The 22,307-nt window shown below is 33.3% G+C and carries 18 protein-coding genes; 5 read left to right on the top strand and 13 right to left on the bottom strand.

Features of this window, described 5'->3' with window-relative positions:
- The first annotated feature begins 174 nt into the window (after positions 1-174).
- Positions 175-2,127: a fructose-bisphosphatase class III gene (locus ACP3TL_RS14115; protein WP_069817126.1), complete on the top strand. Its 1,953-nt coding sequence runs from the start codon at positions 175-177 to the stop codon at positions 2,125-2,127.
- 67 nt (positions 2,128-2,194) lie between these two features.
- Here the strand turns inward: ACP3TL_RS14115 and ACP3TL_RS14110 are convergent, their stop codons facing one another.
- Complete coding sequence (locus ACP3TL_RS14110) at positions 2,195-3,970, bottom strand: cation:proton antiporter (protein ID WP_176723001.1); 1,776 nt, start codon at positions 3,968-3,970, stop codon at positions 2,195-2,197.
- Between the two features lie 348 nt (positions 3,971-4,318).
- Here ACP3TL_RS14110 and ACP3TL_RS14105 point away from each other — a divergent pair, with 348 nt between their 5' ends.
- Positions 4,319-5,377, top strand: coding sequence for a YkvI family membrane protein (locus tag ACP3TL_RS14105; RefSeq protein WP_069817128.1), 1,059 nt, complete (start codon positions 4,319-4,321; stop codon positions 5,375-5,377).
- A 301-nt stretch (positions 5,378-5,678) separates the two neighbouring features.
- On the opposite strand, the gene mhqD is transcribed toward ACP3TL_RS14105, so the two are convergent.
- The 4 genes from mhqD to ACP3TL_RS14085 form a co-directional block, all read right to left on the bottom strand.
- The gene (mhqD, locus tag ACP3TL_RS14100; protein ID WP_069817130.1) at positions 5,679-6,272 is read right to left on the bottom strand and encodes a methylhydroquinone degradation carboxylesterase MhqD; all 594 of its coding nucleotides are present in this window, start codon (positions 6,270-6,272) and stop codon (positions 5,679-5,681) included.
- Between the two features lie 77 nt (positions 6,273-6,349).
- Entirely contained in the window at positions 6,350-7,249 is a 900-nt protein-coding gene (locus ACP3TL_RS14095; RefSeq protein ID WP_069833218.1) for a VOC family protein, read from the bottom strand.
- A 50-nt stretch (positions 7,250-7,299) separates the two neighbouring features.
- Positions 7,300-8,256, bottom strand: a complete 957-nt coding sequence (mhqE, locus tag ACP3TL_RS14090) for a ring-cleaving dioxygenase MhqE (protein ID WP_285325720.1) — start codon at positions 8,254-8,256, stop codon at positions 7,300-7,302.
- Positions 8,257-8,330: 74 nt separating this feature from the next.
- Positions 8,331-8,759 (bottom strand): MarR family winged helix-turn-helix transcriptional regulator, encoded by a 429-nt coding sequence (locus ACP3TL_RS14085; RefSeq protein ID WP_069833216.1) that lies wholly within the window; start codon positions 8,757-8,759, stop codon positions 8,331-8,333.
- Between the two features lie 274 nt (positions 8,760-9,033).
- Between ACP3TL_RS14085 and aldA the strand changes: the two genes are divergently transcribed.
- Positions 9,034-10,458, top strand: coding sequence for an aldehyde dehydrogenase (aldA, locus tag ACP3TL_RS14080; RefSeq protein ID WP_069833215.1), 1,425 nt, complete (start codon positions 9,034-9,036; stop codon positions 10,456-10,458).
- Positions 10,459-10,551: 93 nt separating this feature from the next.
- Here the strand turns inward: aldA and ACP3TL_RS14075 are convergent, their stop codons facing one another.
- Positions 10,552-11,586: a metal ABC transporter solute-binding protein, Zn/Mn family gene (locus ACP3TL_RS14075; RefSeq protein WP_285325721.1), complete on the bottom strand. Its 1,035-nt coding sequence runs from the start codon at positions 11,584-11,586 to the stop codon at positions 10,552-10,554.
- 198 nt (positions 11,587-11,784) lie between these two features.
- Here ACP3TL_RS14075 and ACP3TL_RS14070 point away from each other — a divergent pair, with 198 nt between their 5' ends.
- Complete coding sequence (locus ACP3TL_RS14070) at positions 11,785-12,063, top strand: GNAT family N-acetyltransferase (RefSeq protein ID WP_069817142.1); 279 nt, start codon at positions 11,785-11,787, stop codon at positions 12,061-12,063.
- Positions 12,064-12,229: 166 nt separating this feature from the next.
- Here the strand turns inward: ACP3TL_RS14070 and ACP3TL_RS14065 are convergent, their stop codons facing one another.
- From ACP3TL_RS14065 to ACP3TL_RS14055, 3 genes are all read right to left on the bottom strand, one after another.
- On the bottom strand, positions 12,230-13,993 hold the full coding sequence (locus tag ACP3TL_RS14065) for an ABC transporter ATP-binding protein (RefSeq protein ID WP_069833213.1): 1,764 nt from the start codon (positions 13,991-13,993) through the stop codon (positions 12,230-12,232).
- Complete coding sequence (locus tag ACP3TL_RS14060; RefSeq protein ID WP_069833212.1) at positions 13,986-15,767, bottom strand: ABC transporter ATP-binding protein; 1,782 nt, start codon at positions 15,765-15,767, stop codon at positions 13,986-13,988. Before ACP3TL_RS14060 ends, ACP3TL_RS14065 begins: the two co-directional genes overlap by 8 nt.
- 155 nt (positions 15,768-15,922) lie before the next feature.
- Positions 15,923-16,468 (bottom strand): tubby C-terminal domain-like protein, encoded by a 546-nt coding sequence (locus ACP3TL_RS14055; protein ID WP_069833211.1) that lies wholly within the window; start codon positions 16,466-16,468, stop codon positions 15,923-15,925.
- Positions 16,469-16,656: 188 nt separating this feature from the next.
- On the opposite strand from ACP3TL_RS14055, the gene ACP3TL_RS14050 reads away from it, so the two are divergent.
- Positions 16,657-17,469, top strand: coding sequence for a VOC family protein (locus tag ACP3TL_RS14050; protein ID WP_069833210.1), 813 nt, complete (start codon positions 16,657-16,659; stop codon positions 17,467-17,469).
- A 114-nt stretch (positions 17,470-17,583) separates the two neighbouring features.
- Here the strand turns inward: ACP3TL_RS14050 and ACP3TL_RS14045 are convergent, their stop codons facing one another.
- From ACP3TL_RS14045 to ACP3TL_RS14030, 4 genes are all read right to left on the bottom strand, one after another.
- The gene (locus tag ACP3TL_RS14045; protein WP_069817152.1) at positions 17,584-18,240 is read right to left on the bottom strand and encodes an NAD(P)H-dependent oxidoreductase; all 657 of its coding nucleotides are present in this window, start codon (positions 18,238-18,240) and stop codon (positions 17,584-17,586) included.
- Between the two features lie 404 nt (positions 18,241-18,644).
- A complete protein-coding gene (locus ACP3TL_RS14040) occupies positions 18,645-19,451 on the bottom strand; it encodes a Cof-type HAD-IIB family hydrolase (protein WP_069817154.1) in 807 nt (268 codons plus the stop codon).
- A 326-nt stretch (positions 19,452-19,777) separates the two neighbouring features.
- The gene (locus tag ACP3TL_RS14035; RefSeq protein WP_069833209.1) at positions 19,778-21,316 is read right to left on the bottom strand and encodes a sodium:solute symporter family protein; all 1,539 of its coding nucleotides are present in this window, start codon (positions 21,314-21,316) and stop codon (positions 19,778-19,780) included.
- A gap of 25 nt (positions 21,317-21,341) precedes the next feature.
- Positions 21,342-22,223, bottom strand: a complete 882-nt coding sequence (locus tag ACP3TL_RS14030; protein ID WP_069817158.1) for an N-acetylneuraminate lyase — start codon at positions 22,221-22,223, stop codon at positions 21,342-21,344.
- Positions 22,224-22,307: the final 84 nt, after the last annotated feature.

The following is a 22,307-nucleotide window of genomic DNA, read 5'->3' as shown; positions in this document are numbered from 1 at the left end:
ATCGTTTATACATGACTAAGCCATTTTTTAGAATTTATGGACAGTTAATAATATAATAGGAAATGGACATAACAATTCAAAATAATGCTACAATAAAGACTATATAATGAAAGCGTTTTACATAGCTGTAATACAAAACATTACAAAAATTATACAACTGGAGTGACATAAATCATGTGTAAAACAACGGATAAGAGCGTAAAGGACAGATATTTAGACTTACTTTCAGAACAATTCAACTCAAAAGAAGAATTGGCTACAGAAATCATTAATTTGGAATCTATTTTAGAACTTCCAAAAGGTACAGAACACTTCGTCAGTGATTTACATGGTGAATTCCATGCTTTCCAACATGTGTTACGTAATGGGTCTGGGAATGTACTGTCAAAGATTAATGACATTTTCCAAGATACTTTAACACGTAAAGAAATTAATGAATTTTCCTCACTCGTATACTACCCAGAAGAAAAAATAAAATTAATAAAAAATAATTTTACTTCTAAAGCTGAATTAGATGAGTGGTATGTAACTACAATTAATCGTTTAATTAAATTGATTACATATGCATCCTCAAAGTATACACGTACAAAATTACGTAAATCTTTACCTAAAAACTATGTCTTCATTATTGAAGAATTACTGTATAAAAGTAATAAATACAATAATAAACATTCCTATTACGAAACATTAATCAATCAAATCATAGAGCTTGAACAATCTGATGATTTAATCATCGGTTTATCATTTACTATCCAACATTTAGTAGTTAATCATTTACATGTTGTAGGTGATATTTACGATCGTGGCCCAGAACCAGATAAAATTTTGGAAACACTGATTGATTATCCTTCAGTAGATATTCAATGGGGTAATCATGACGTTTTATGGATTGGAGCATATGCGGGCTCTAAGGTTTGTTTAGCTAATTTACTGCGTATTTGCGCACGTTACAATAACTTAGATATCGTTGAAGATGCCTATGGTATTAATTTGCGTCCATTATTAACACTTGCTGAAAAGTACTATGATGGTAATAATAAAGCGTTTCAACCTAAAAATCCTCAGGATTTAACCCAAGCAGAATTAGAACAAATCACGAAAATACACCAAGCTATCGCAATCTTACAGTTTAAATTAGAAGCACCTATTATTAAACGTCGCCCAGCATTCGAAATGGAAGAACGTTTAGTGTTAGAAAGTATCGATTATGCAAAAAATGAAGCTACATTGTACGGCAAAACTTACACGTTAGAAAATACTTGTTTCCAAACAATCGATCCAGAAGACCCTAATAAATTACTTGAAGAAGAAGAAGAAGTGATGAACAATTTATTATTATCTGTTCAACAATCAGAAAAATTAAAACGTCATATGACTTTCTTAATGCAAAAAGGTAAGCTCTATTTGCCTTATAACGGTAATTTACTTATCCATGGTTGCATTCCTGTAGATGAAAATGGTGAAATGGAATCTATGACGATAGACGGTGAAAAACGTTATGGTCGAAACTTATTAGACTACTTTGAAACTCACGTCAGAAAAGCATTCGATAATAAAGAAATTGAAGATGACTTAGCAACTGACCTCGTGTGGTATTTATGGACTGGTAAATATTCTTCATTATTTGGTAAACGAGCAATGACAACTTTTGAACGTTACTTTATTAGTGATAAATCAGCACATAAAGAAGCTAAAAACCCATATTATTATTTACGTGAAGATGTAGATATGTGTAAAAAAATGCTGAAAGATTTTGGATTAGATCCAGAACAAGGCCATATTATCAACGGACATACGCCTGTAAAAGAAATTGATGGTGAAAATCCAATTAAAGCAGAAGGTAAAATGATTGTAATCGATGGCGGCTTCTCAAAAGCCTATCAATCAACGACCGGTATCGCAGGCTATACCTTACTTTATAACTCATTCGGTATGCAGCTTGTGGCTCATAAACATTTTAATTCGAAAAAGCATGTTCTGCTTAACGGTGCCGACGAACTTTCGATTCGCCGCGTCGTAGATAAAGAATTACAGCGTAAAAAAATACGTGATACGAATTCAGGTCAAACTATCCAAGAAAAAATTGATATCTTAAAAGAGTTAATGCATGACCGTTTCGTAAATTAAAACAACTCAATAAACGCATAAAAAAATCCATTTGCTAACAATAAAACATTGCGCAAATGGATTTTTTCTATATATTTTGATGTAAATAAGCGTCTTTCAAATAACCAATCATCCCTTTTTCTGATTCTACAGGATTATTATTACCACGTTTGAATGTTACGACTTTACCATCGCTGATATGATAAAGTATCATATCATTTTCAGTTAACTCATCTTTACAAGATACTGGTATTTCTATAATATTGTGATCTTTAATAAAACGGTTAAACCAACGTGATGTAAAATTCCAATCAAAAAGAATATGATTTTTGATTGGCCCATCCACATTACTTCGTGCATGTTCATCACTAAATGACACGGGCATCATATCTACATTTTTCAAACCAAATTCTGGGACTAATTCATTAAATGCTAGACTGTTAAATACAAATGATTGCGTCATAAGTAAACATTTGTTGTAACGCGTCATATCTGCATAAATGCGATCATTACTAGACAGTAAATTGCCTTCAAAAATTTCAAAATCTAAATCATGTGACCGTTGAGACGTATTTTTAAATAAATTAAATGCCATAACTGGAATATTATGTTCTCTCAATTTTGCACCGAGATGAAAAGCAAATTCACTTTCCCCTACAATGATTACACCAGGTGGTTCTGTACTTGAAAGCTTCATCACTTTACTCAATGGTAAGAAACTAAAACCATAAATCACTACGGTAATAAACACTAAACCAAAAGTAACTGGCGTTATGAATTCAGCCATCGGTGTGCCTTTCTCTACAAATAAGCCCCCAAAAAACTGAGCAACAGTAAGAACGACAATACCACGTGGAGCCATCAAAGACACCATCGCGCGTTCACGTTTTGAAATTTCTGTATTTATCGTAGCCAGTATAATTGAAATCGGTCTAATTAAAATAATCATGATTGCGCAGAAAATAAATAATTTCCACGACATGACACTTTTTAATACTTCTAATGTTAAAGAAGATGTAATTAAAATAAATACCGTTGAAATCATGATTGATGACGTGTTCTCAATAAAATGATCAGATTCTTTGAATATTAAATCGTGACGTTTCATGCGTGCCATCATTAAACCGAAAATTGTAACTGCAAGTAATCCAGATTCTGGTAAAATTTCATCACAAATAGCAAATATTAATAAAATAAAGACTAATTGAATCGGTGGCATGAGATTTTGAGGGATTAAATCACGTTTAATCAGCCACATAAATAAGTATGATGCACCAAAACCGATGACCACAGCTACTAAGAAACGTAAGACGAAACTCAATATAATTTGCAATTCAAAGCCCTGTTCAAATATTTGAAACACATAAAAAGCACCGAGCGCTAACATAGGGCCAATAGGATCAAGTATGATACTTTCCCATCTTAATATTGAATCTACACTTTTTCGAACTTTAGCTTGTTTTAATAACGGTTGAATTACGGTAGGTCCCGTTATTAAAAATAAACCGCCTAAGACGAGTGAAATTGCCCATGAGAATCCTAATACATAATGTAAGGCAATAGAACCTAAGATCCAAGCAATCGTAGCTCCTATAGTAATGATACGCATCACTGCCTTGGAAATACCTTTTAATTCACGAAAGTCTAAATTACTACTTCCTTCGAATAAGATAATTGCTACAGCTAATGATACTAATGGACTGAACACTTCTTGTCCTAAACTTTCTTGAGGATTAATCAGACCAAATATTGGTCCTACAAGTAACCCTACGATGGCCATGACGACAATCGATGGCCATTTAATTCTGGTAGCAAACCACTGGCTGAAAATGCCAAGCGCTAAAAATATAACGATAAGCAACATTAACGGTAAGTTTAGTAAAGTCACATAACTCCCTCTCTCTATTTTTAATATCAAACAACTTTTGTATGCTTTCTTTCAAAAATTCATTAACAGAAAAACATACTACCAAAATTTTAAGTTTAACGCACTAAAATGACCTTCACTATATACCCACACATATTTCACTTTAATCGTAGCGCTATTCCGAAACGCTTTATAAAGTACGTTCCTGATATACATATGTCTACACCAAATAAACTTTCGTGTTTATTTCTCTTCCTTTTTAAGGTAGAATTAACTATTGTGATGTTTTTTATATAACATAACTTAATTCGGATAATGAATTGTCATGAAAGGATTCCAAACAATATGAATAAATTAAAAGAAATTATTATTGTTGCTTTTGCATTTGTCGGTGTTGTAGTAGGTGCTGGCTTTGCTACAGGGCAAGAAATTTTCCAATTTTTTACAAGTAACGGTAATTTTAGTATTTATGGTGTTTTTATTACTGGCTTGATTATTACTGTTGGCGGGGTTTTTGTACTGAACACAGGTTATCGTCTGCGTTCACATAGTCATACAGAACCGATTAAATTTTACTTACCTCGTACAATTGCTACGATATTTGATATCATATTAACATTATTTTTATTTGCATTAGCAATGATTATGACTGCAGGTGGCGTATCTACAATTAATGAAAGCTTTGATATTCCCTATGGTCTTAGTTCATTTTTATTAGTCTTAGTTATTTTATTAACACTATTTTTAAAATTTGATCGCTTAATTACTGTATTAGGTATGGTTACCCCATTCTTAGTCTTAATAGTAACAATTATTGCAATATATTATTTTTCAACTGGACAGTTTAATTTTGAGGCTGCTGACAACTATGCAAACAGTGAAGGCCGTACAGACAACTGGTGGTGGTTCGACGCAATCAATTATGGTAGTTTACAAATTGCTGCTGCTTTTAGCTTTCTTTCAGTAATGGGCGGACGTTTAAAATTTGAGAAATCCACTATTTGGGGTGGTATTTTTGGTGGTATTATCATCACCTTCTTATTGCTAATGCTCAATCTTGGAATGGTTACAGAGTTTGCTCAAATTACAGGCGTTGCACTCCCATCATTATTACTAGCAAATAATATCTCTCCTTTTATTGGTGTATTTATGGCTATCGTTATGATTTTGGTTATTTATAACACAGTCGTAGGATTAATGTACGCATTTGCCTCACGTTTTACCGAACCTTATAGTAAATCGTATTACATTTTAATTATCGTAATGGCAATCATTACTTTTGCTACAACTTTTATTGGTTTTATCGAATTGATAGGTAAAGTATTCCCTATCATGGGTATTTTCGGTTTCATTCTATTAATTCCGATATTTATTAAAGGGATACTTAAAAACAAACCCGAATAACACATAATTGATCATCTATATTCCGAAACAAAATCACTTTTATAAGATATAGTCAAAATCGAATATTTCCACCACTTTGGAGAGTGGGATAGGAATCTATTTTTCCTAGCAAGATTTCGTCGTATGAAACCAGTCCAGCACAGCTGACTAGGTAATGATCGAGTCTGAGACATGTATTTCGTCTTAGACTCTTTTTTTATTTATTTTAAATCTAGTTATTATTACTTCTAAATAAAAAAAGACATAAACTGCATGCGCTATATTACACACATGAAGTTTATGCCTTCTAATTCTTGCTAAATTATTGATTTAATACTGTTTGGCCCGCTTGAATGCCTGCTTGAGTCAATTCGTGACTGTTCACCCAAACTTGCGTTACATTTGCTCCACGGCTTTCAAAAATATCAATTACATTCTTACTAGCTTCTACAGGGACGATTGGATCGTTTTCTCCCATAGAGAGTAATACATCTACACCACTTAAATCTTTATTGTTCACTAAATCTACAGGATAAAGTGGTGCATATAACAATGCTTTTTTAAATGTAATATCATCATGTAACATCATGCTAATCGCTATATTTGAGCCATTTGAAAAACCTACTGGTATGGCTTGAGCTAAATCAAAGTTATATTTATCAGCCGCTTCTTTTAAAAATGTAATTAAGCGCTCTGTTCTATATTCTAAATCTTCGATATCGTATTTTCCTTCTCCTAGACGTTTGAAGTAACGGTTCATACCATTTTCAGAAACTTCTCCCCTAACACTTAATACGTTATATTTAGAATTCAATACTTCACCTAATGGTAACAAGTCTTTTTCATCCCCACCTGTACCATGTAATAAAATAAATGTAGGTGCGTTTGCTTCGCCCTCTTTAAAAATGTGTTCCATATATCGACATCTCCTTTAATTGTTGTATTATATTCATTCAACCTGCTAATGTGTAAAATCACTATTATAATAAACCACTATATTCTAATTGGTGGTAAATGGCGTAAAAGTTCTTCTCTTTTATCTTCAAACTGAGGTGGTAACATCAAATGTGTACCAAGTTCCTCAAATCGTTCATCAACAGTAAATCCTGGACCCTCTGTCGCAAATTCAAAAATGATACCACCATGTTCTTTCATGTAAACTGCATTAAAATAATTGCGGTCTTTAACATCTGTTACGTGATAACCTTTTCCTGTCATTTTTACTTGCCAGCCACGATGGTCTTTATCTGTAGGTACAGACCAAGCAATGTGATGTACAACGCTAACACCCCAACGTACATTTTCTTTCGGTGCGACTTTCTTAACCATCACATGATGTTGCCAATCTCCAGCTGTTTCAATATGGAGATAATCATCATTTTCACTTACTTGAGACAACCCCATATCAGTTGTTAAAGTACGGGCAGTCGCTGTTGGATCCATAGACAACATCGTCACACCATGAAAACCAATAATATCTTTGTCATTACCTGTATTTGTTTCGCCTTCAACAAGTGCCAATGGCAAACCATGTATATCATCAAACTCTAGCGTTTCTTTATCAAATAACTGTGTTCTTTCTACGTTTATATCATTTTCTTGTAAATGTTGTTCCCAAGCTGCAATAGCATCTTTTGGAATTCTAAACGCAATTCTTTCAACTTGGCCTGCACCAATACGACCTTTATGTGCATTTGGCCAATTGAAAAACGTTAATATCGTTCCATTATCGACGTTACCATTCGAGAAATATAAATGATACGTAGACGGATCATCGAAATTCACTGTCTTTTTAATTAATTTCAAATTTAATATATCTCTATAAAATTGAATATTTTCTTCTGGATTACCTACAATTGCTGAAATATGATGAATGTGTTGAATTGCTTCCATAATTGATCCCCCTAATTATTTACCTTTACACTTTTTAAAATGTGAGTGCTTTATCGTTTAGTGTTAAATGGTTTGACTTCTGATTCAATATATTCACGTTGCTCTTCTAAAAATGGTGGCAGTGCTAGACTTTCTCCAAGTGTTTCATATGGCTCGTCACCCATAAAACCTGGGCCATCAGTAGATACTTCAATTAATATATGACCGATACGTGCATATAAAGCTTCAAAATAAAATCTATCCACTAAGCCAGAATTACCTATGCCCATTTCTTTATATTTTTCCATCCATTGCTCAATTGCTTCATGATCTTTTAATCTGAATGACACATGATGTACTTCACCATATCCTTGACGCGATGCTGGTCCTTCAGCATCTTTTCTTAAAATTACTTGACCGCCATTGCCACCTTCACCAACTTCTAATAAAGCAACATTATCTTCTTCATGTTTCACTTTCATGCCAAAGACTTGTTCTAATATTTTGATGAAATCTTCAAAATAGCTAACTGTAATTTCAATTGGTCCCAATGCATAAATAGCTTTATCTGTTGGTACAGGGCCATTTTTCCATGGCGTACCCGGTGCAACACCTGTATTATGCTCATCTGATACAAGTTGGTATCTTTGGCCATCCACTTCTTCAAATGGTAAAACTTTTGTGCCAAATAACGATTGTATGCCATCATGTTTTATTTCAAAGTCGTTAAAACGTTGTTCATAATATTCAAGTGCTGCATCATTTGGAACTCTAAATGATGAACGTGAAATTGAATTTGTTCCACCAGCCCCTTTTGGCACGTTAGGAAAACCGAAAAATGTCATATCTGTTCCTGGTGAACCGACATCATCTGCAAAAAATGTGTGATACGTATATATGTCATCTTGGTTTACTGTTTTTTTAACAAGTCTCATACCTAATACTTCTGTGAAAAATTTATAGTTTCTTTCTGCATCGTCAGTAATCGCAGTTACATGGTGGATACCTAATAATTGATTGTTTGTCATAATAAAACTCCTTATTTTTATAATTTATCTCGATTTCGAAGTAATTTTTACTAAATTTTAAAAGTGCTACTACACTACGTGGATTGAGCACTTATTTTTTTCAAAGCTTGTTTTAATGTGGTCATTTCTTCATCGGTAAGTACCGAGAATGTTGATGTTAACGTTGCTGCATGTTCTGGAAATATATCATCCATCAATGCATGTCCTTGATCGGTAAGCGAAGCATTGGTAACACGTTTATCTTGTTCATTACGTATTCTGATTACAAAACCTTTTTCTTCTAATTTATCTACAACATATGTGATACTACTGCTAGCAATTAATACTCTCTGTCCAATACGCTGTATCGGTTGATCACCTTTGTTATACAATAATTCCATTACTTCAAATTCTGTAAGATTTAAGCCATAACGTTGAACGTCTGTCCTTACAATTTGTTCCAAAAAGTCTACCGTTCGGTTTAATCCAATGAATGCATCTAATGATTCTTTTGTACGGTTCATTACGTCACCCACTTTCAATTTGTTTCGAATTCGAGATAAATATAACACCTCTCATTAACATAGTCAACATATAAGTATAAAAAATATACCAAAATAAATAAAACATCTATTTTATGTTCTTATTTAAGACCAAAAGTCATTTTAATTACTTATTTTCACTTCAAAAGTAAATTAAAATATCTCATTAATTATTATACAAAATAATATTATTTCTCTCATTTTCGTTTTTAAAAACCACTTCAGTGGTAGAAGGAAGTAGATGGAGGTGTCATAATTGAACAAAGTATTTATCAATAATGAATTTATCGAAAGTAAATCAACTGACACAGCAGATGTAATTAACCCTGCTACAGAAGAAGTAATAGATACAATTTCATTCGCAACAGAGTCAGAAGTAAATGATGCAGTAGAAAAATCAAAACACGCTCAGTTAGAATGGGAAAAAGTACCTGAACCTACGCGTGCTGATCATGTAAAATTATTAATTCCATTATTGGAACAAAATAAAGATACATTGGCAGAATTATACGTTAAAGAACAAGGTAAAACACTTGCTTCAGCTAAGGGTGAAATTGATAAAGCGATTCAGTTCATCGATTATATGACTAGCTTAAGTATGAGTAACAAAGGTGAGGTTTTACAAAATAGTCGTGAAAACGAAACTATTTTACTTACGAAAAAACCCGTTGGTGTTACTGCCGGCATTGTTCCTTGGAACGCGCCAATTATGGTATTAATGAGAAAAGTCATACCAGCTATCGTTACTGGCTGTTCGGTAGTGATTAAACCTAGTGAAGCAACTTCTTTAATTACACTTAAACTTGCAGAACTTATTCGCCAATCTACAATACCTGCTGGCCTTGTACAAATCCTACCAGGTAAAGGCGAAACAGTTGGTACTCAATTGGCACAACATCCTGACATTCAATTAATCTCTCTTACTGGTAGTATGCGTGCGGGTAAATCTGTTTATGCTGAAAGTGCTAGTACAGTTAAAAAGGTTAATTTAGAGCTTGGTGGTAACGCCCCTGCACTCGTCACTGCTAACGCTAATTTAGATAAAGCTGTTGACTATATCGTTACTGCAAGAGTAAACAATGCTGGTCAAGTATGTACATGTCCAGAACGTATTTTTGTACACGAAGCAATTCACGATACATTTATCAATAAATTAAAAGTTAAGATGGAACAACTTAAAGTTGGCGACCCATTCAAAAAGGATACGGACTATGGTGCTATTATTAATCAACAACAACTTGATAGCATTGATGACAAAGTACAAGATGCTATCAAAAATGGTGCTGACTTAATTACAGGCGGACATAAAGTTGATGGTGCCGGCTATTTTTATGAACCAACTATTTTAGATAAAGTTAATCCACAAGATAATGCATTTAAAGAAGAAATTTTTGGTCCTGTCATACCGATTGTGACATATAATGAATTTGAAGACGCTATTGAACAAGCAAACGATACTAATGCCGGGTTATCGTCATTTATCTTTTCTGAAGATTTAAAAGAAATAATGACTGCTACAGAACGTCTTAAATTTGGCGAAGTTTATGCTAACTGTGAAGCTGAAGAAGTCGTGAATGGCTTCCATGCAGGTTGGAGAGAATCTGGTTTAGGTGGCGCTGATGGTATTCATGGTCTTGATGAATATTATAATACCACTGTATCTTATATAAGATATGACTAAACACATCAGTCATAGACTTGAATAATGATATTAAAAAGCCACGAAGAAATGCGCTAAAACAGCATTCTTTCGTGGCTTTTTGACTGTGACTTTTTAATCGTTTAAAGCTTTATCCAATGATTTTATGTTTTTTTTCATCAATGATTGGTATGAAATGTTATCTTTATCCGCTTCGGATTTAGATAAGGTTGCCATATTATGGAAACCTAATGGTGTCGAATCAGATTCCTTCTGAATGACATCCGTTACTTTAGAAGAAATATTTTGTTCATATAAAACGTAGGGCTGTCCTGTAGCTTTAATGTTTTTAACAATATCCATCAAATCTCTTTGACTTGGTTCTTCATTATTCATACCGCTGACACCCACTTGTTCAAAACCATATCTGTTAGCTAAATAACCAATCGAATCATGTGAAATAACTACTTTATCTCGTTTCGTATCTTTAGTAATTGCTTTCATTTGCTCATCAATAGCTTCAATATCTTTAACTAATTTTTGATAATTTTTGTCATAATAATCTTGGTGTTTAGGATCTTTTTTCGTTAAATCATCTCTGATTTCTTTTGCGAATATTTTGTTCATCTCTGGATCAAGCCACACATGAGGATCATTTTTACCATGATCATGCCCTTCGTGTTCATCTGCTTTGTCTGAATGGTCATGGCCTTCGTGTTCGTGTGCTGTTTCTTCATGTTCGTGGCCTTCATGTTCATGACTATGCTCTGCTTTCTCGTGTTCATGATTAGCATTAAAATCTTTTTCACTCAAATTTTTTGCTAAGGGCAATTTTAAATTATCATTACTGATAGAATTTGTAATTGTTTTTGCGACTGGATCCATATCTTCACTTGAATAAACAAACAAATCACCTTTGGCAATATTAATCATCTCTTTTTGCGTAGGCTCAAATGAGTGCATATCAGCGCCCGGTGGATAAATAGATTCTGCTTCCACATACTTGCCACCGATTTGTTCGGTAAAGCTTTTGAATGCAAATGCAGTCGTATATATTTTTAGTTTATTTTTAGAACTGACGTCTTTTTTTTCTTCTTTATTAATATCTCCGCACGCACTGAGTAACACAGCACATACACATGTCAGTATCAACAGTATACTTTTTTTCAAAAAAACGCTCCTCCAAATCGAAATTGTTCCGTTAAAACTATAAACTTATTTTACATATTTTTCAATGGTTTTCGCTTAATCATTATATTTTCTATACTCAACTTTATCACTTCTATGTTAATTCATACTGTAAATTGTTTAACATTCGGCAAAACGTGATATTTAGTAAGTAATACATTTATAATAGGAGTGATAATAATGGCTGATATTAAACAGGGTACAAATAAATTTTACATTGGTGATGACGAAAATAATCCACAAGCACAAATTACTTTCAAACAACAAGGTGATAATCAAATTGATATCGATCACACTGGTGTTCCAGAAGAATTTGGCGGACAAGGCATTGGTTCGAAATTAGTTAAAGCAGTTGTAGATTATGCACGTGATAATAATTTAAAAGTGACTGCATCTTGTCCATTTGCTGAAGCAGTAATTGAAAAAAATTCAGATTATCAAGATGTTTATGTAGGTTAAGTATTAAAAGTTTAAATTAGATATTTCACAATAGCTGGCTGACATTTAAATACACTTGTTTCAAGTTCTTATGCAAACGTTTCAGTTCTTGCATGCCTTGTTCTAGTTAGCCATGTAGAGGCGGGCGTATGAAATCAAATTTTGATTACATACGCCCGCCTCTTTCTTATCCATTTTGTAATAAATACATATTATGATATATACCATGTTGTGCAATCAATTGATCATGGGTACCACGTTCTACTATTTCCCCACGGTTTAATACAAGAATTTGATCCGCATCTTGTATTGTAGATAATCTATGTGCAATTGCTAAAGTTGTGCGACCTTTTCGCATTTCATTTAATGATTTTTGTATTTGTTCTTCTGTTTCTGAATCTATATTTGCAGTTGCTTCGTCTAAAATTAATACTTTGGGATTCGTAGCAATTGTTCTCGCGAAGGCAATTAATTGTCTTTCGCCACTTGAAAAGGCACTCCCTTTTTCTATCACTTTATGATTATATTGCCCTGGCAATTTCTCAATAAAATGATTAGCATGTACAAATTCTGCTGCAGCCTTCACTTGTTCAAATGTCATTGTAGGATGATACAACTTAATATTAGATGATATTGTACCGTAAAATATAAATGCATCTTGTAAGACTAATCCTATCTTCTCTTTTAATTCCGATTTAGGTATTGTCTTAAGTGAATTGCCATCCACTTCTATGTCACCTCGGTTAAATTCATAAAAACGCATAAACAGGTTAATGATAGAACTCTTTCCAGAGCCAGTATGACCAACTAAAGCTACCATTTCACCTGGATTGGCAGTAAAAGTGATATCTTTCAGCACATCTGTTTCACCATCATAACTAAAACTAACATGTTTAAATGCAATTTTTCCTTCCTCAATTTTGCGCGTATTGATTTCATGCTGTTGTGGTTCATAAGTGTCATCATCAATAAGTGCAAATACTCTGCTAGCTGATACGAGTGCTTGTTGTAAGATATTTAAATTCTGACTCACTTGATTAATAGGTTCAAAGAAACGTTCCATATATTGTACAAATGCAAATACAACACCCGCCGTGATACCAGTAGTAAAACTAATAACACCAAAATAACCAAGAATCATGACCACTGCAAAAACTGATATAGAACTGATGGCAGGACGTAATAATAAACTATCCAGCTTTACTGTCTTCAGCATATAGTCATAATGTTCGTCATTAATCTTATTAAACTCTTTATTTAATCGTTGCTCTTGATTAAACGCTTGAATAATTCTCATACCTTCAATTGATTCTGCTAATTTAGAGTTTAAATCAGATAATCTTTGTCTCGTTTTAGTAAAAAGAAAGGCAGAATATTTTCTATACGTCGCTAATATTAGAAAAATAATAGGCAAAAACACAAGTGCAATTAATGCTAATTTTACGTCTAAAATAAACATCATGATATAACTTGCAATCATCATAAAAAATGCCATGATAAAAGTAGAAAACACACCAATAATCATATCCACGATTGTTTCTGTGTCATTCGTCAATCTTGATACAATACTGCCCCCAGGTACTTTATCGAAATACTTCATTCCTAATTTCCCTAATTTATTAAAAGCGTCAATTCGCAATTGTTGAATTACCTTAAAAGCTAAATATTGGAACATATACTGACTAAAATAAAGCGTGATAGCACCTATGATTTGTATGCCTAAAAATATTACAATCAACCAAATCATAATATCTTTTGGAAAATATCGTGGCGTTAAATAATCATCAATAAATATCTTGACCATATACGGCGTCATCATACTTGCCACAGTGGATAAGATCAGCATGATAAAGGCTAACGTGATTGTACCTTTATAGGGTAGCGTATATTTAAATAACCGAATTAATGCACTCCCTTGATCCTTGGCAGTTAAGTTAGTACGTTCAGTCATTTTCATCGCCCCCTTTCGTAAGATCATCTAAGTTACGTGATAACTTATCTTGTAAAGCTTGGGCTTGATACGTTTCATAATACCAACCTTTTTTCTCTATGAGCGTGGTGTGTGTGCCACTTTCAACGATTGTCCCTTCATCCAATACAATGATGAAGTCAGCATGTTTTACAGCGCTCATGCGATGTGCAGTAATGATGTTGGTTTTACCATTTCTAACACTTTCTAAATTAGCTAAAATAGCTTCTTCTGTCTGTGCATCCACAGCTGACAATGAATCATCCAAGATAAGAACTTCTGGATCTACTAACAGTGCTCTTGCGATTGACACACGTTGCTTTTGACCACCAGATAAAGAAACACCTCGTTCTCCAACTACAGTATGATAACTATTGGGAAAATCCATAATATCGTCATGGATATGACTTAAGCGACTCGCTTCATAAATACTGTCATCATCAATCTCCTCATTACTAAATGCAATATTATTACGTATTGTAGTAGAAAATAAAAAATGTTCTTGTGGCACGTAGCCAAATTGAGCTCTTAAATGCTTCACATTATAGTCTCGAATTGGATAGCCACCGTAAGTGATATCTTGTGGTCTTTTAGTATCAAATTCTCTCAATAGTAAACGTATTAATGCACTTTTCCCAGAACCTGTACGCCCTACAATACCGAGTGTCGATCCTTGCTTAACTGAAAAATGGATACCATAAAGTCCTTGTTCATCATTACCCGGGAAATTAAATTGTTCTATATTAAATATAATGTCACCTGTTGGAGGACCATCGATTTTATAAGTAGTCTCTATATCATTCGGTAAGTTTTCAATTTCTTCAATACGCTCATAAGAAGCTTTGGCTCTCTGCACAATATTAAAAAATAAACCTAGCGCTAATAATGGCCATACGAGCATGCCTAAATACGTAGTAAAGGTGATAAGTTGTCCTAGCGTAATCTCATTTTTAAATACCATTTGTGCACCAAATGCAATTGCTAAAAAGTAACTCGTACCAATTACCAATGTTATCGTAGGGTCAAACAAGGCGTCTATTTTCGATACTTTCAAATTTTTCGCTACGACATCATCACTGAGCGCTTTGAAATCTGCTTGGTCACTTGTTTCATAACCAAATGTTTTAGTCACTTTAATACCTGCAACACTTTCTTGTGTTTTGTCATTCAATTTACTAAATGCAGCTTGTGCTTTTTTAAACCCTTTGCTTAAAAGCGACCCATAGTAACTTGTTAATAACACCATAAAAGGTAAGGGTATGAGCGCAATTAAGGTTAGTTTCCAACTTACCGTCGTAGCCATAGTAATTACAACGGTGCCTCCACTAATTAGCGAATCAGCAATCATTAGAATACCCGCACCTGCAGCATTTTGAACTGCTCTTATATCGTTAGTTGCATGCGCCATTAAATCGCCTGTACGTCTGTTTTGGAAAAATATCGCACTCATCGTCGTGTATTTTTCATATAAATAGGTTCTCAAAGTCTGCCCTAACTTTTGGCTCGTTCCAAAAATAGATAATCTCCATACATATCTTAAAACATACGTTAATATCGCTACTATAGTTAGTATAATGAGGTAGATTGTTAATAATTTGGGTGTTAACTTATTTGTCGTCATTTGATCTATTGTCTTACCTATGATTTGAGGTGGTACAATTTCAATTAATGCGATTAATAGCAACGTAAATAAACCAATAATATAACTCATTTTTTGTTGCTTAAAAAACCATCCTAATTTCCAAAATACTTTCAAACCCTCACCCCCAAAATTACGTTAATTACATTGTCTCCATATTTTACCATAAGTTAACATATGTAAATATAGGAATATTTTTACATAATTAGTTGCTGAAAAAGATACAAAAATACCAGCAATGAGGATCACTGCCGGCATAATTATAATAAGTTTTAGTTTGAGTTTTTCCGTTGTTGTTCTTGAAATTCGTAAAACACTTGAAATAACATAATTAACATTGCTGGGTGATACGATTCATCTTCAACATATACGTCATGACGTGATGCTAATTTAAAGCGTTCAGACTTTGTTTGCATTAATACATTGTGTCCGTCTGTCACTTTTACGCTTCTAGAAAAAAGTCCCGATTGAAATTTTAATGTATCTCCTTTATTACCTTCAAAAAGTAATGTGGGTTTAAAACCTATTTTCGAACGAAAAACACCTATTGGATTGTTGTTTTTCTCTACTTCCCATACCGTTTTAAATGGCGTTTTAAATGCCCCACTTATGGTTTTTTCCTGAAGAATACGATACGTATCTTTGCCATCTGTAATCTCAAAGTTTTGTTTACTATTGCCAAACATTGCAAAAGCTTCTTGTGTTGATGAAGTATAAAATAACTGTAACTTAAATACCGCTTCATCCTTATCATTAAACACATCAATTGCTGATTTGGAAGAACTGAAAAAATTTTCTTTAAAATAATAATGTGGCATTTTCAAAACTCCTATCCGTTAACTTTCTTCATTTAACCCTAATATACCCGAATGTTGATATTCAAACAATAAATCATTTTGAAATTCTATTTGTATATTCAAGCAAATTGTGTTGACTTATAAAGTAAGTTACTCTAAACTCAAACTTGTAACAATAATGAATACAAGTAATGATAAGGAGCTTTATTATGACTTTTCACGATAATACATCAATCCAAGTAACGAATATCACTTTAAATGTTGAAAACCTATCAACAATGATTAAATTTTATAAACAAATTTTAGGCTTAACCGTCAATACTGAAACGCAAAAGGACATTATATTTAATATAGGCAACCATGGTCACACTTTAACTTTACACGAAATCACTGATGGACGTCGCCCTTCTATGAAAGAAGCAGGTCTATTCCATATCGCTCTACTATTACCATCTAGAGTAGATTTAGCTAATTTCTTATATCACGCATCAAGTTTAGGCGTACAAGTTGGTGGAGGTGACCACCTTGTCAGTGAAGCGTTATACCTCTCAGATCCTGAAGGCAACGGAATTGAAATCTATGATGACCGCTCAAAAGATGAATGGTCATGGAACGGTAATAAAGTAAAAATGGATACACTGCAAGTCGACGTTAATGACCTTGTTGCACAACGTACAGAAACAGGTTGGCAAGGTATGCCTAGCGATGCCAAAATAGGACATTTACATTTAAAAACTGCAGACATAGAACAAGCACGTCATTACTATATTGACCAATTAGGATTGGAACATATTTCTGATTTTCCACAAGCACTATTCATGTCTACCAACCGATACCATCACCATATCGCAGCAAACGTATGGCAATCTAACACGATACGTCAAGGTAACGACACAAGTTTCGGTCTATCACATGTAGATATTTACAAGCCTAGTGCAACTTCCGAACAATTTATTGGACCAGAAGGTTTTGAAATTGCAATACACTGTGACACCTCACTCGTAGCAGATAGAAATGAATAACTACTAGCGTCTTTTCGAATAAAGTATACAAAGAAACCTCCAAAGCTTCTACAAAAAGTAGATAGTTTGGAGGTTTTATTTATTATATAAATTAAATGTTTTAATAATAATTTATTATAACCACGTTACAACATCTGATTGTGGCTGACGTACTTTGTCTTTCGATTCTGTTTCTCTATAACCAAAAGCAGCCATTACGGAAGGTGCAAAGTGTGCTGTATCTGCAATACCTTCTTCATCTAAGAATTGAGTTACCGCATCTAAATCAAAGCCTTCGATAGGACAAGAATCAATGTTTAACAATGCTGCACTCGTCATCATATTACCAAGTGCAATATATGTTTGTTTTTTAGCCCAATCTAACAATGTTTGTTCAGTATCATTAATATGGAAACTTGTTTGGAAACTTTCAAATTTTTCTTCTGTTGCCGGAATACTTTCTTCACTATATTGTTTAATATCACGTATCATATGTTGAACGAAAGGTGATTTTGCTGTTACATTTTTGCGTGCTAAAAGCAATACAAAATGACTTGCTGTATCTAGTTGGCCTTGTGCACCCCAACTGATTTCTTTCAATTTATTTCTGATTTCACTATTTTGAATTACAACAAATTTCCACGGCTCTAATCCAAGTGAGCTTGGTGAAAGTCTGCCCGCTTCTAAAATAGTATTAAAATCACTGTCTTCTATTTTTTTACTTGCGTCAAAACGTTTTGTTGCATGTCTAAAGTTAAAAGCATCTAATATCGTTTGTTGCATTTGTGTCATAACCTGAGTGACCTACCTTTCAAATCAATTATACATCTTAGTATAGCTACTTTTTAATTCTTATTGAAATAATATGTTTATATAATTGTAGTGGCTAATAAAAACGACTAAGGCTGTGATCTAGGCAAGCGAGTATGATTTATAATAAATCGACTCTCTTTATATAAACTATAGTATTCAAATCATTATTTCATACGAGACGCCTGAGGGAACAGCACGAGCCGAAGACTACAGGCTGAGGCTGTGCCCTTGGCAAGCGAGTATGATTTATATAGCACTGTCGAAGTTATGTTTGTAGAAATGACAAAAAAACTGCCAACAACGTTACGATTTTGTCGACAGTTTAAGCGTAAGGTACATAAATACAGCAAAGTTAAAGATTTCTGTCCCGCTTCCCTAAATATTTAATTCAGTACTTTTAATACTTTTTCCTCAATCACAGTCAACACGCCTTGCTCATCATTCGTAGGTGCAATGTGATTTGCTACTTCAAATAATGTTTCATCTTCACTATTTTTCATAACATAACTATGTGTTGCAAGTTCTAACATATCTAAGTCATTATTGGCATCACCAAATGCCATCAGGCTATCAGGACTTAATTCCCATTTTTTAAGTAAACGATGCAATGCCTGTCCTTTAGTCATTCCAGGTATAATAAGATCGATACTGTCTCGACCACTCGACACAAGTTTTAAATCTTCCGTAAAGTTTTTAGTTAAATCATCATCCAGTGTCGGATGTGAGTTTCTATTAATATTCAATGCTATTTTCACATATTCATCCTCTGGTAAATCTTGAAATGACTCAATTTCTTCCAATTGACGATAATAAAAATGCGCATCTTTTTTAAATGCTTCCGTATTATCTTTTAATATATATGCACTGCGTAATCCACAAACAATCAGATTATCAATGCCACGCTCAATATTTAAATAGTCAATTACTTTTTGATAAAAGCTTCTATCAAATGCTTCATAGTCATATAAAGTATCCCCTTCATATATAACCGCACCGTTTTCAGCTACAAACAACATATCACGTTGCCCGAAAATAGATTTTAATTTAGCGTATTGGTTACCACTTGCTGCAATAAACTTAATGTCATGTGCTTTGAGCTGTTGAAAAATTTGTTCGAATCTTTTTTCATCATAACCTTTTTTGGAATCTAAAAATGTTCCATCCATATCAACTGCAATTGCTTTTATCATAATGTCCCCTCAAATCTTCCTATTTATGTATATCTTTATATTATATCGACTATACAGTTTGATTCAAAGTAAATTCATCATATATTGTAATTTAATTATTAATACTTAACGCGTACTGTCTTATTAAAAAAAATCAATTTTAAGTAATTCATTTTTATATTTTTTTATATAGCTTAAATAATGGGGAAAATACAAAAACTGCCGAAAAATCCGATGCTTTTTCGACAGTTTATATGTTTCCAATATTGTTATTTTTGCTTTTATTTCAAGCGATATTTTGTCTTTAACAGTTATTTTAATTAAGCTAAGTAGATGTATGATTCTGCTTAACTTTTAGGTTTTTTAACATGTACTTTAGAAACATAATTAGATTTTTCTTTAATGTCATAAATAGTTAATCCTTTAATATCTTTCTTCTTATCGGGAACAAAAATACTCACAATGTAAGAGAAGATAAACGCAACTACAAATGAAATTATTGAAACAAAGAATGGTGAATTTCCTCCACCCATACCATTAAAGAGATAAGCAATAATAATTCCTAAAATAAGTCCGACAATTACGCCAAATGTGTTCGTACGTTTTGTAAAGATACCTACCGCAAATACACCTGCTAACGGAACGCCTACAAGACCTGTAACTAATAGGAATAAATCCCATAAATCATTGGAATCTGCTGCAATAAGATAGAGCGACATTCCAAAACCAAACAAACCTGATAAAATAATCATCCATCTTGCAAAAGCAACTTCGCTTTTTTCTTCACCTTTGCCAAAAAATCTGTGTTTTATATCGACCGATAAACACGCAGAAATTGAATTTAAACTTGATGAAATCGTTGACTGTGCGGCTGCAAAAATAGCAGCGATTAGTAAACCAGCAATAAATGGTGGCATTTCAGTAAGTATAAAGTAAGGTACGATTGATGACGTATTAAAGCCTTCTGGTAAAGCACTTTCATGGCTATAGAATGAATAAAGCATTGTACCCATACCATAGAATAATGGTGCAGAAATTAATGCTAAAGCACCATTCATCCATAATGCTTTTTTCGTTTCTTTCATTGAATCTGACGCTTGGTAACGTTGTACCACGTCTTGACTTGCAGTGTATTGATGTAAATTATTAAATATATTACCTAAGAAAATAATAGGAATGGCTGCAGCAGCTGAATTGAATTTCCAGTTATCTGCACTAATAATTTTCTTATTTTCCATTGCATCTGATATAAGTGTGCCCATACCATCTTGTAAGTGAGATACACCTAGAATGATAATTGCTGCGGCACCACCTAATAAGATAACCCCTTGAATAAAGTCACTCCATACTACACCTTCAAAGCCCCCTAGGAAAGTATATAAGATACAAAGTATGCCGACCAGACTTGCCACTACATAAGGATTCATATCAGATACTGCTGTGATTGCCAATGTAGGTAAATAAATTACAATTGCAACTCTACCTATATGAAATAACACAAACAGTAATGAACCTATGACACGGACACTCGGTCCAAATCGTGCTTCTAAATACTCGTATGCCGAAGTAACATTTAACTTTTTGAAAAACGGCACATAAAAATAAATTAACAGTGGAATAATTGCTACAATTGCAATATTACCAGCAATATAAGACCAGTCAGTTAGAAATGCTTTTTCTGGCGTAGACATAAATGTGATCGCACTTAAAGTGGTCGCATAAATAGAAAATCCTACTGCCCAAGATGGCAAACGTCCGCTTGCCGTGAAGAAGCTATCTGTATTTTGACTCGCTCGTTTGGTAAAGTAAGCCCCAATTAATAACATAATCAATAAGTAAGCAATAACTGCTACCCAGTTCCATGTACCAAAACCTACCTGTTGCATTTACTTCATCCCCTTACGTGATGTTTTATAAATTATAGTTTTTGATTAATGTTTCCAATTTACTTCTATTACTTTCATCAAATGGTTTGAATGGACGCTTAGGTTGACCACCATCAATACCACGTGTTGCTAAAATTTCTTTTAATGTTGAATAAATGCCCATGGATAATACATTTTCAATAATGTCATTTGTATCATGTTGAATTTGATAAGCTTCCTCAATTTCACCATTTTGAGCTTTTTCAAAAATTTGTCTTGCGCGTTTGCCGTTCACATTATAAGTTGAGCCAATTGCACCATCTACCCCAGATATTGCAGCTTGGACTAACATTTCATCAAAACCAGAAAGTATTAATTTGTTTGGATATGCTTTACGTATACGCTCAAGCAAGAAGAAGTTTGGTGCCGTATATTTCACACCGATTACTTTTTCGTGATTAAAGAGTTCTCCGAATTGCTCAATTGATATATTTACACCTGTTAAATCAGGAATAGCATATATAATGAGATTGTTTTGAGTTGCTTCAATTAATTCAAAATAATAATCTTTAATTTCTTCGAATGAGAAAGGATAGTAAAATGGCGTAACTGCTGAAATAGCATCATAGCCCAACTCTGTAGCATATTTCCCCAATTCAATCGCTTCATTTAAATCTAAAGAACCGACTTGTGCAATCATCTTCACATCATCATTTACTGCTTCTTTTGCAAGTTTAAAGATTTGTTTTTTCTGTTCTTTATTTATTAAAAAGTTTTCACCTGAACTACCATTAACATATAAACCATCTAAACCTTCTGTTTCAATTGCGTTTTTAACAATCTGTTGTAATCCTTCTTCTTTCACTTGGCCTTGCTCATCAAATGGTACCAACAACGCTGCATATAAACCTTTTAAATTCTCTTCCATGTGATAACCCTCCATCTATTTTTCTTAAGTTATTATTATAAAAAATGTATATCATCACTCACTGATTTATATATCATCTTTCAT

This window comes from Staphylococcus caseorum, from assembly GCF_049943195.1.
Classification (GTDB): domain Bacteria; phylum Bacillota; class Bacilli; order Staphylococcales; family Staphylococcaceae; genus Staphylococcus; species Staphylococcus equorum_A.
This window is presented reverse-complemented; position numbering and strand designations above follow the sequence as displayed.

Excerpts from the sequence above, each read along its gene's own strand:
- ACP3TL_RS14115 (WP_069817126.1), top strand. The coding sequence starts at position 175 with ATGTGTAAAACAACGGATAAGAGCGTAAAGGACAGATATTTAGACTTA.
- ACP3TL_RS14110 (WP_176723001.1), bottom strand. The coding sequence starts at position 3,970 with ATGTTGCTTATCGTTATATTTTTAGCGCTTGGCATTTTCAGCCAGTGG.
- ACP3TL_RS14105 (WP_069817128.1), top strand. The coding sequence starts at position 4,319 with ATGAATAAATTAAAAGAAATTATTATTGTTGCTTTTGCATTTGTCGGT.
- mhqD (WP_069817130.1), bottom strand. The coding sequence starts at position 6,272 with ATGGAACACATTTTTAAAGAGGGCGAAGCAAACGCACCTACATTTATT.
- ACP3TL_RS14095 (WP_069833218.1), bottom strand. The coding sequence starts at position 7,249 with ATGGAAGCAATTCAACACATTCATCATATTTCAGCAATTGTAGGTAAT.
- mhqE (WP_285325720.1), bottom strand. The coding sequence starts at position 8,256 with ATGACAAACAATCAATTATTAGGTATCCACCATGTAACTGCGATTACT.
- ACP3TL_RS14085 (WP_069833216.1), bottom strand. The coding sequence starts at position 8,759 with ATGAACCGTACAAAAGAATCATTAGATGCATTCATTGGATTAAACCGA.
- ACP3TL_RS14070 (WP_069817142.1), top strand. The coding sequence starts at position 11,785 with ATGGCTGATATTAAACAGGGTACAAATAAATTTTACATTGGTGATGAC.
- ACP3TL_RS14065 (WP_069833213.1), bottom strand. The coding sequence starts at position 13,993 with ATGACTGAACGTACTAACTTAACTGCCAAGGATCAAGGGAGTGCATTA.
- ACP3TL_RS14055 (WP_069833211.1), bottom strand. The coding sequence starts at position 16,468 with ATGCCACATTATTATTTTAAAGAAAATTTTTTCAGTTCTTCCAAATCA.
- ACP3TL_RS14050 (WP_069833210.1), top strand. The coding sequence starts at position 16,657 with ATGACTTTTCACGATAATACATCAATCCAAGTAACGAATATCACTTTA.
- ACP3TL_RS14045 (WP_069817152.1), bottom strand. The coding sequence starts at position 18,240 with ATGACACAAATGCAACAAACGATATTAGATGCTTTTAACTTTAGACAT.
- ACP3TL_RS14040 (WP_069817154.1), bottom strand. The coding sequence starts at position 19,451 with ATGATAAAAGCAATTGCAGTTGATATGGATGGAACATTTTTAGATTCC.
- ACP3TL_RS14035 (WP_069833209.1), bottom strand. The coding sequence starts at position 21,316 with ATGCAACAGGTAGGTTTTGGTACATGGAACTGGGTAGCAGTTATTGCT.
- ACP3TL_RS14030 (WP_069817158.1), bottom strand. The coding sequence starts at position 22,223 with ATGGAAGAGAATTTAAAAGGTTTATATGCAGCGTTGTTGGTACCATTT.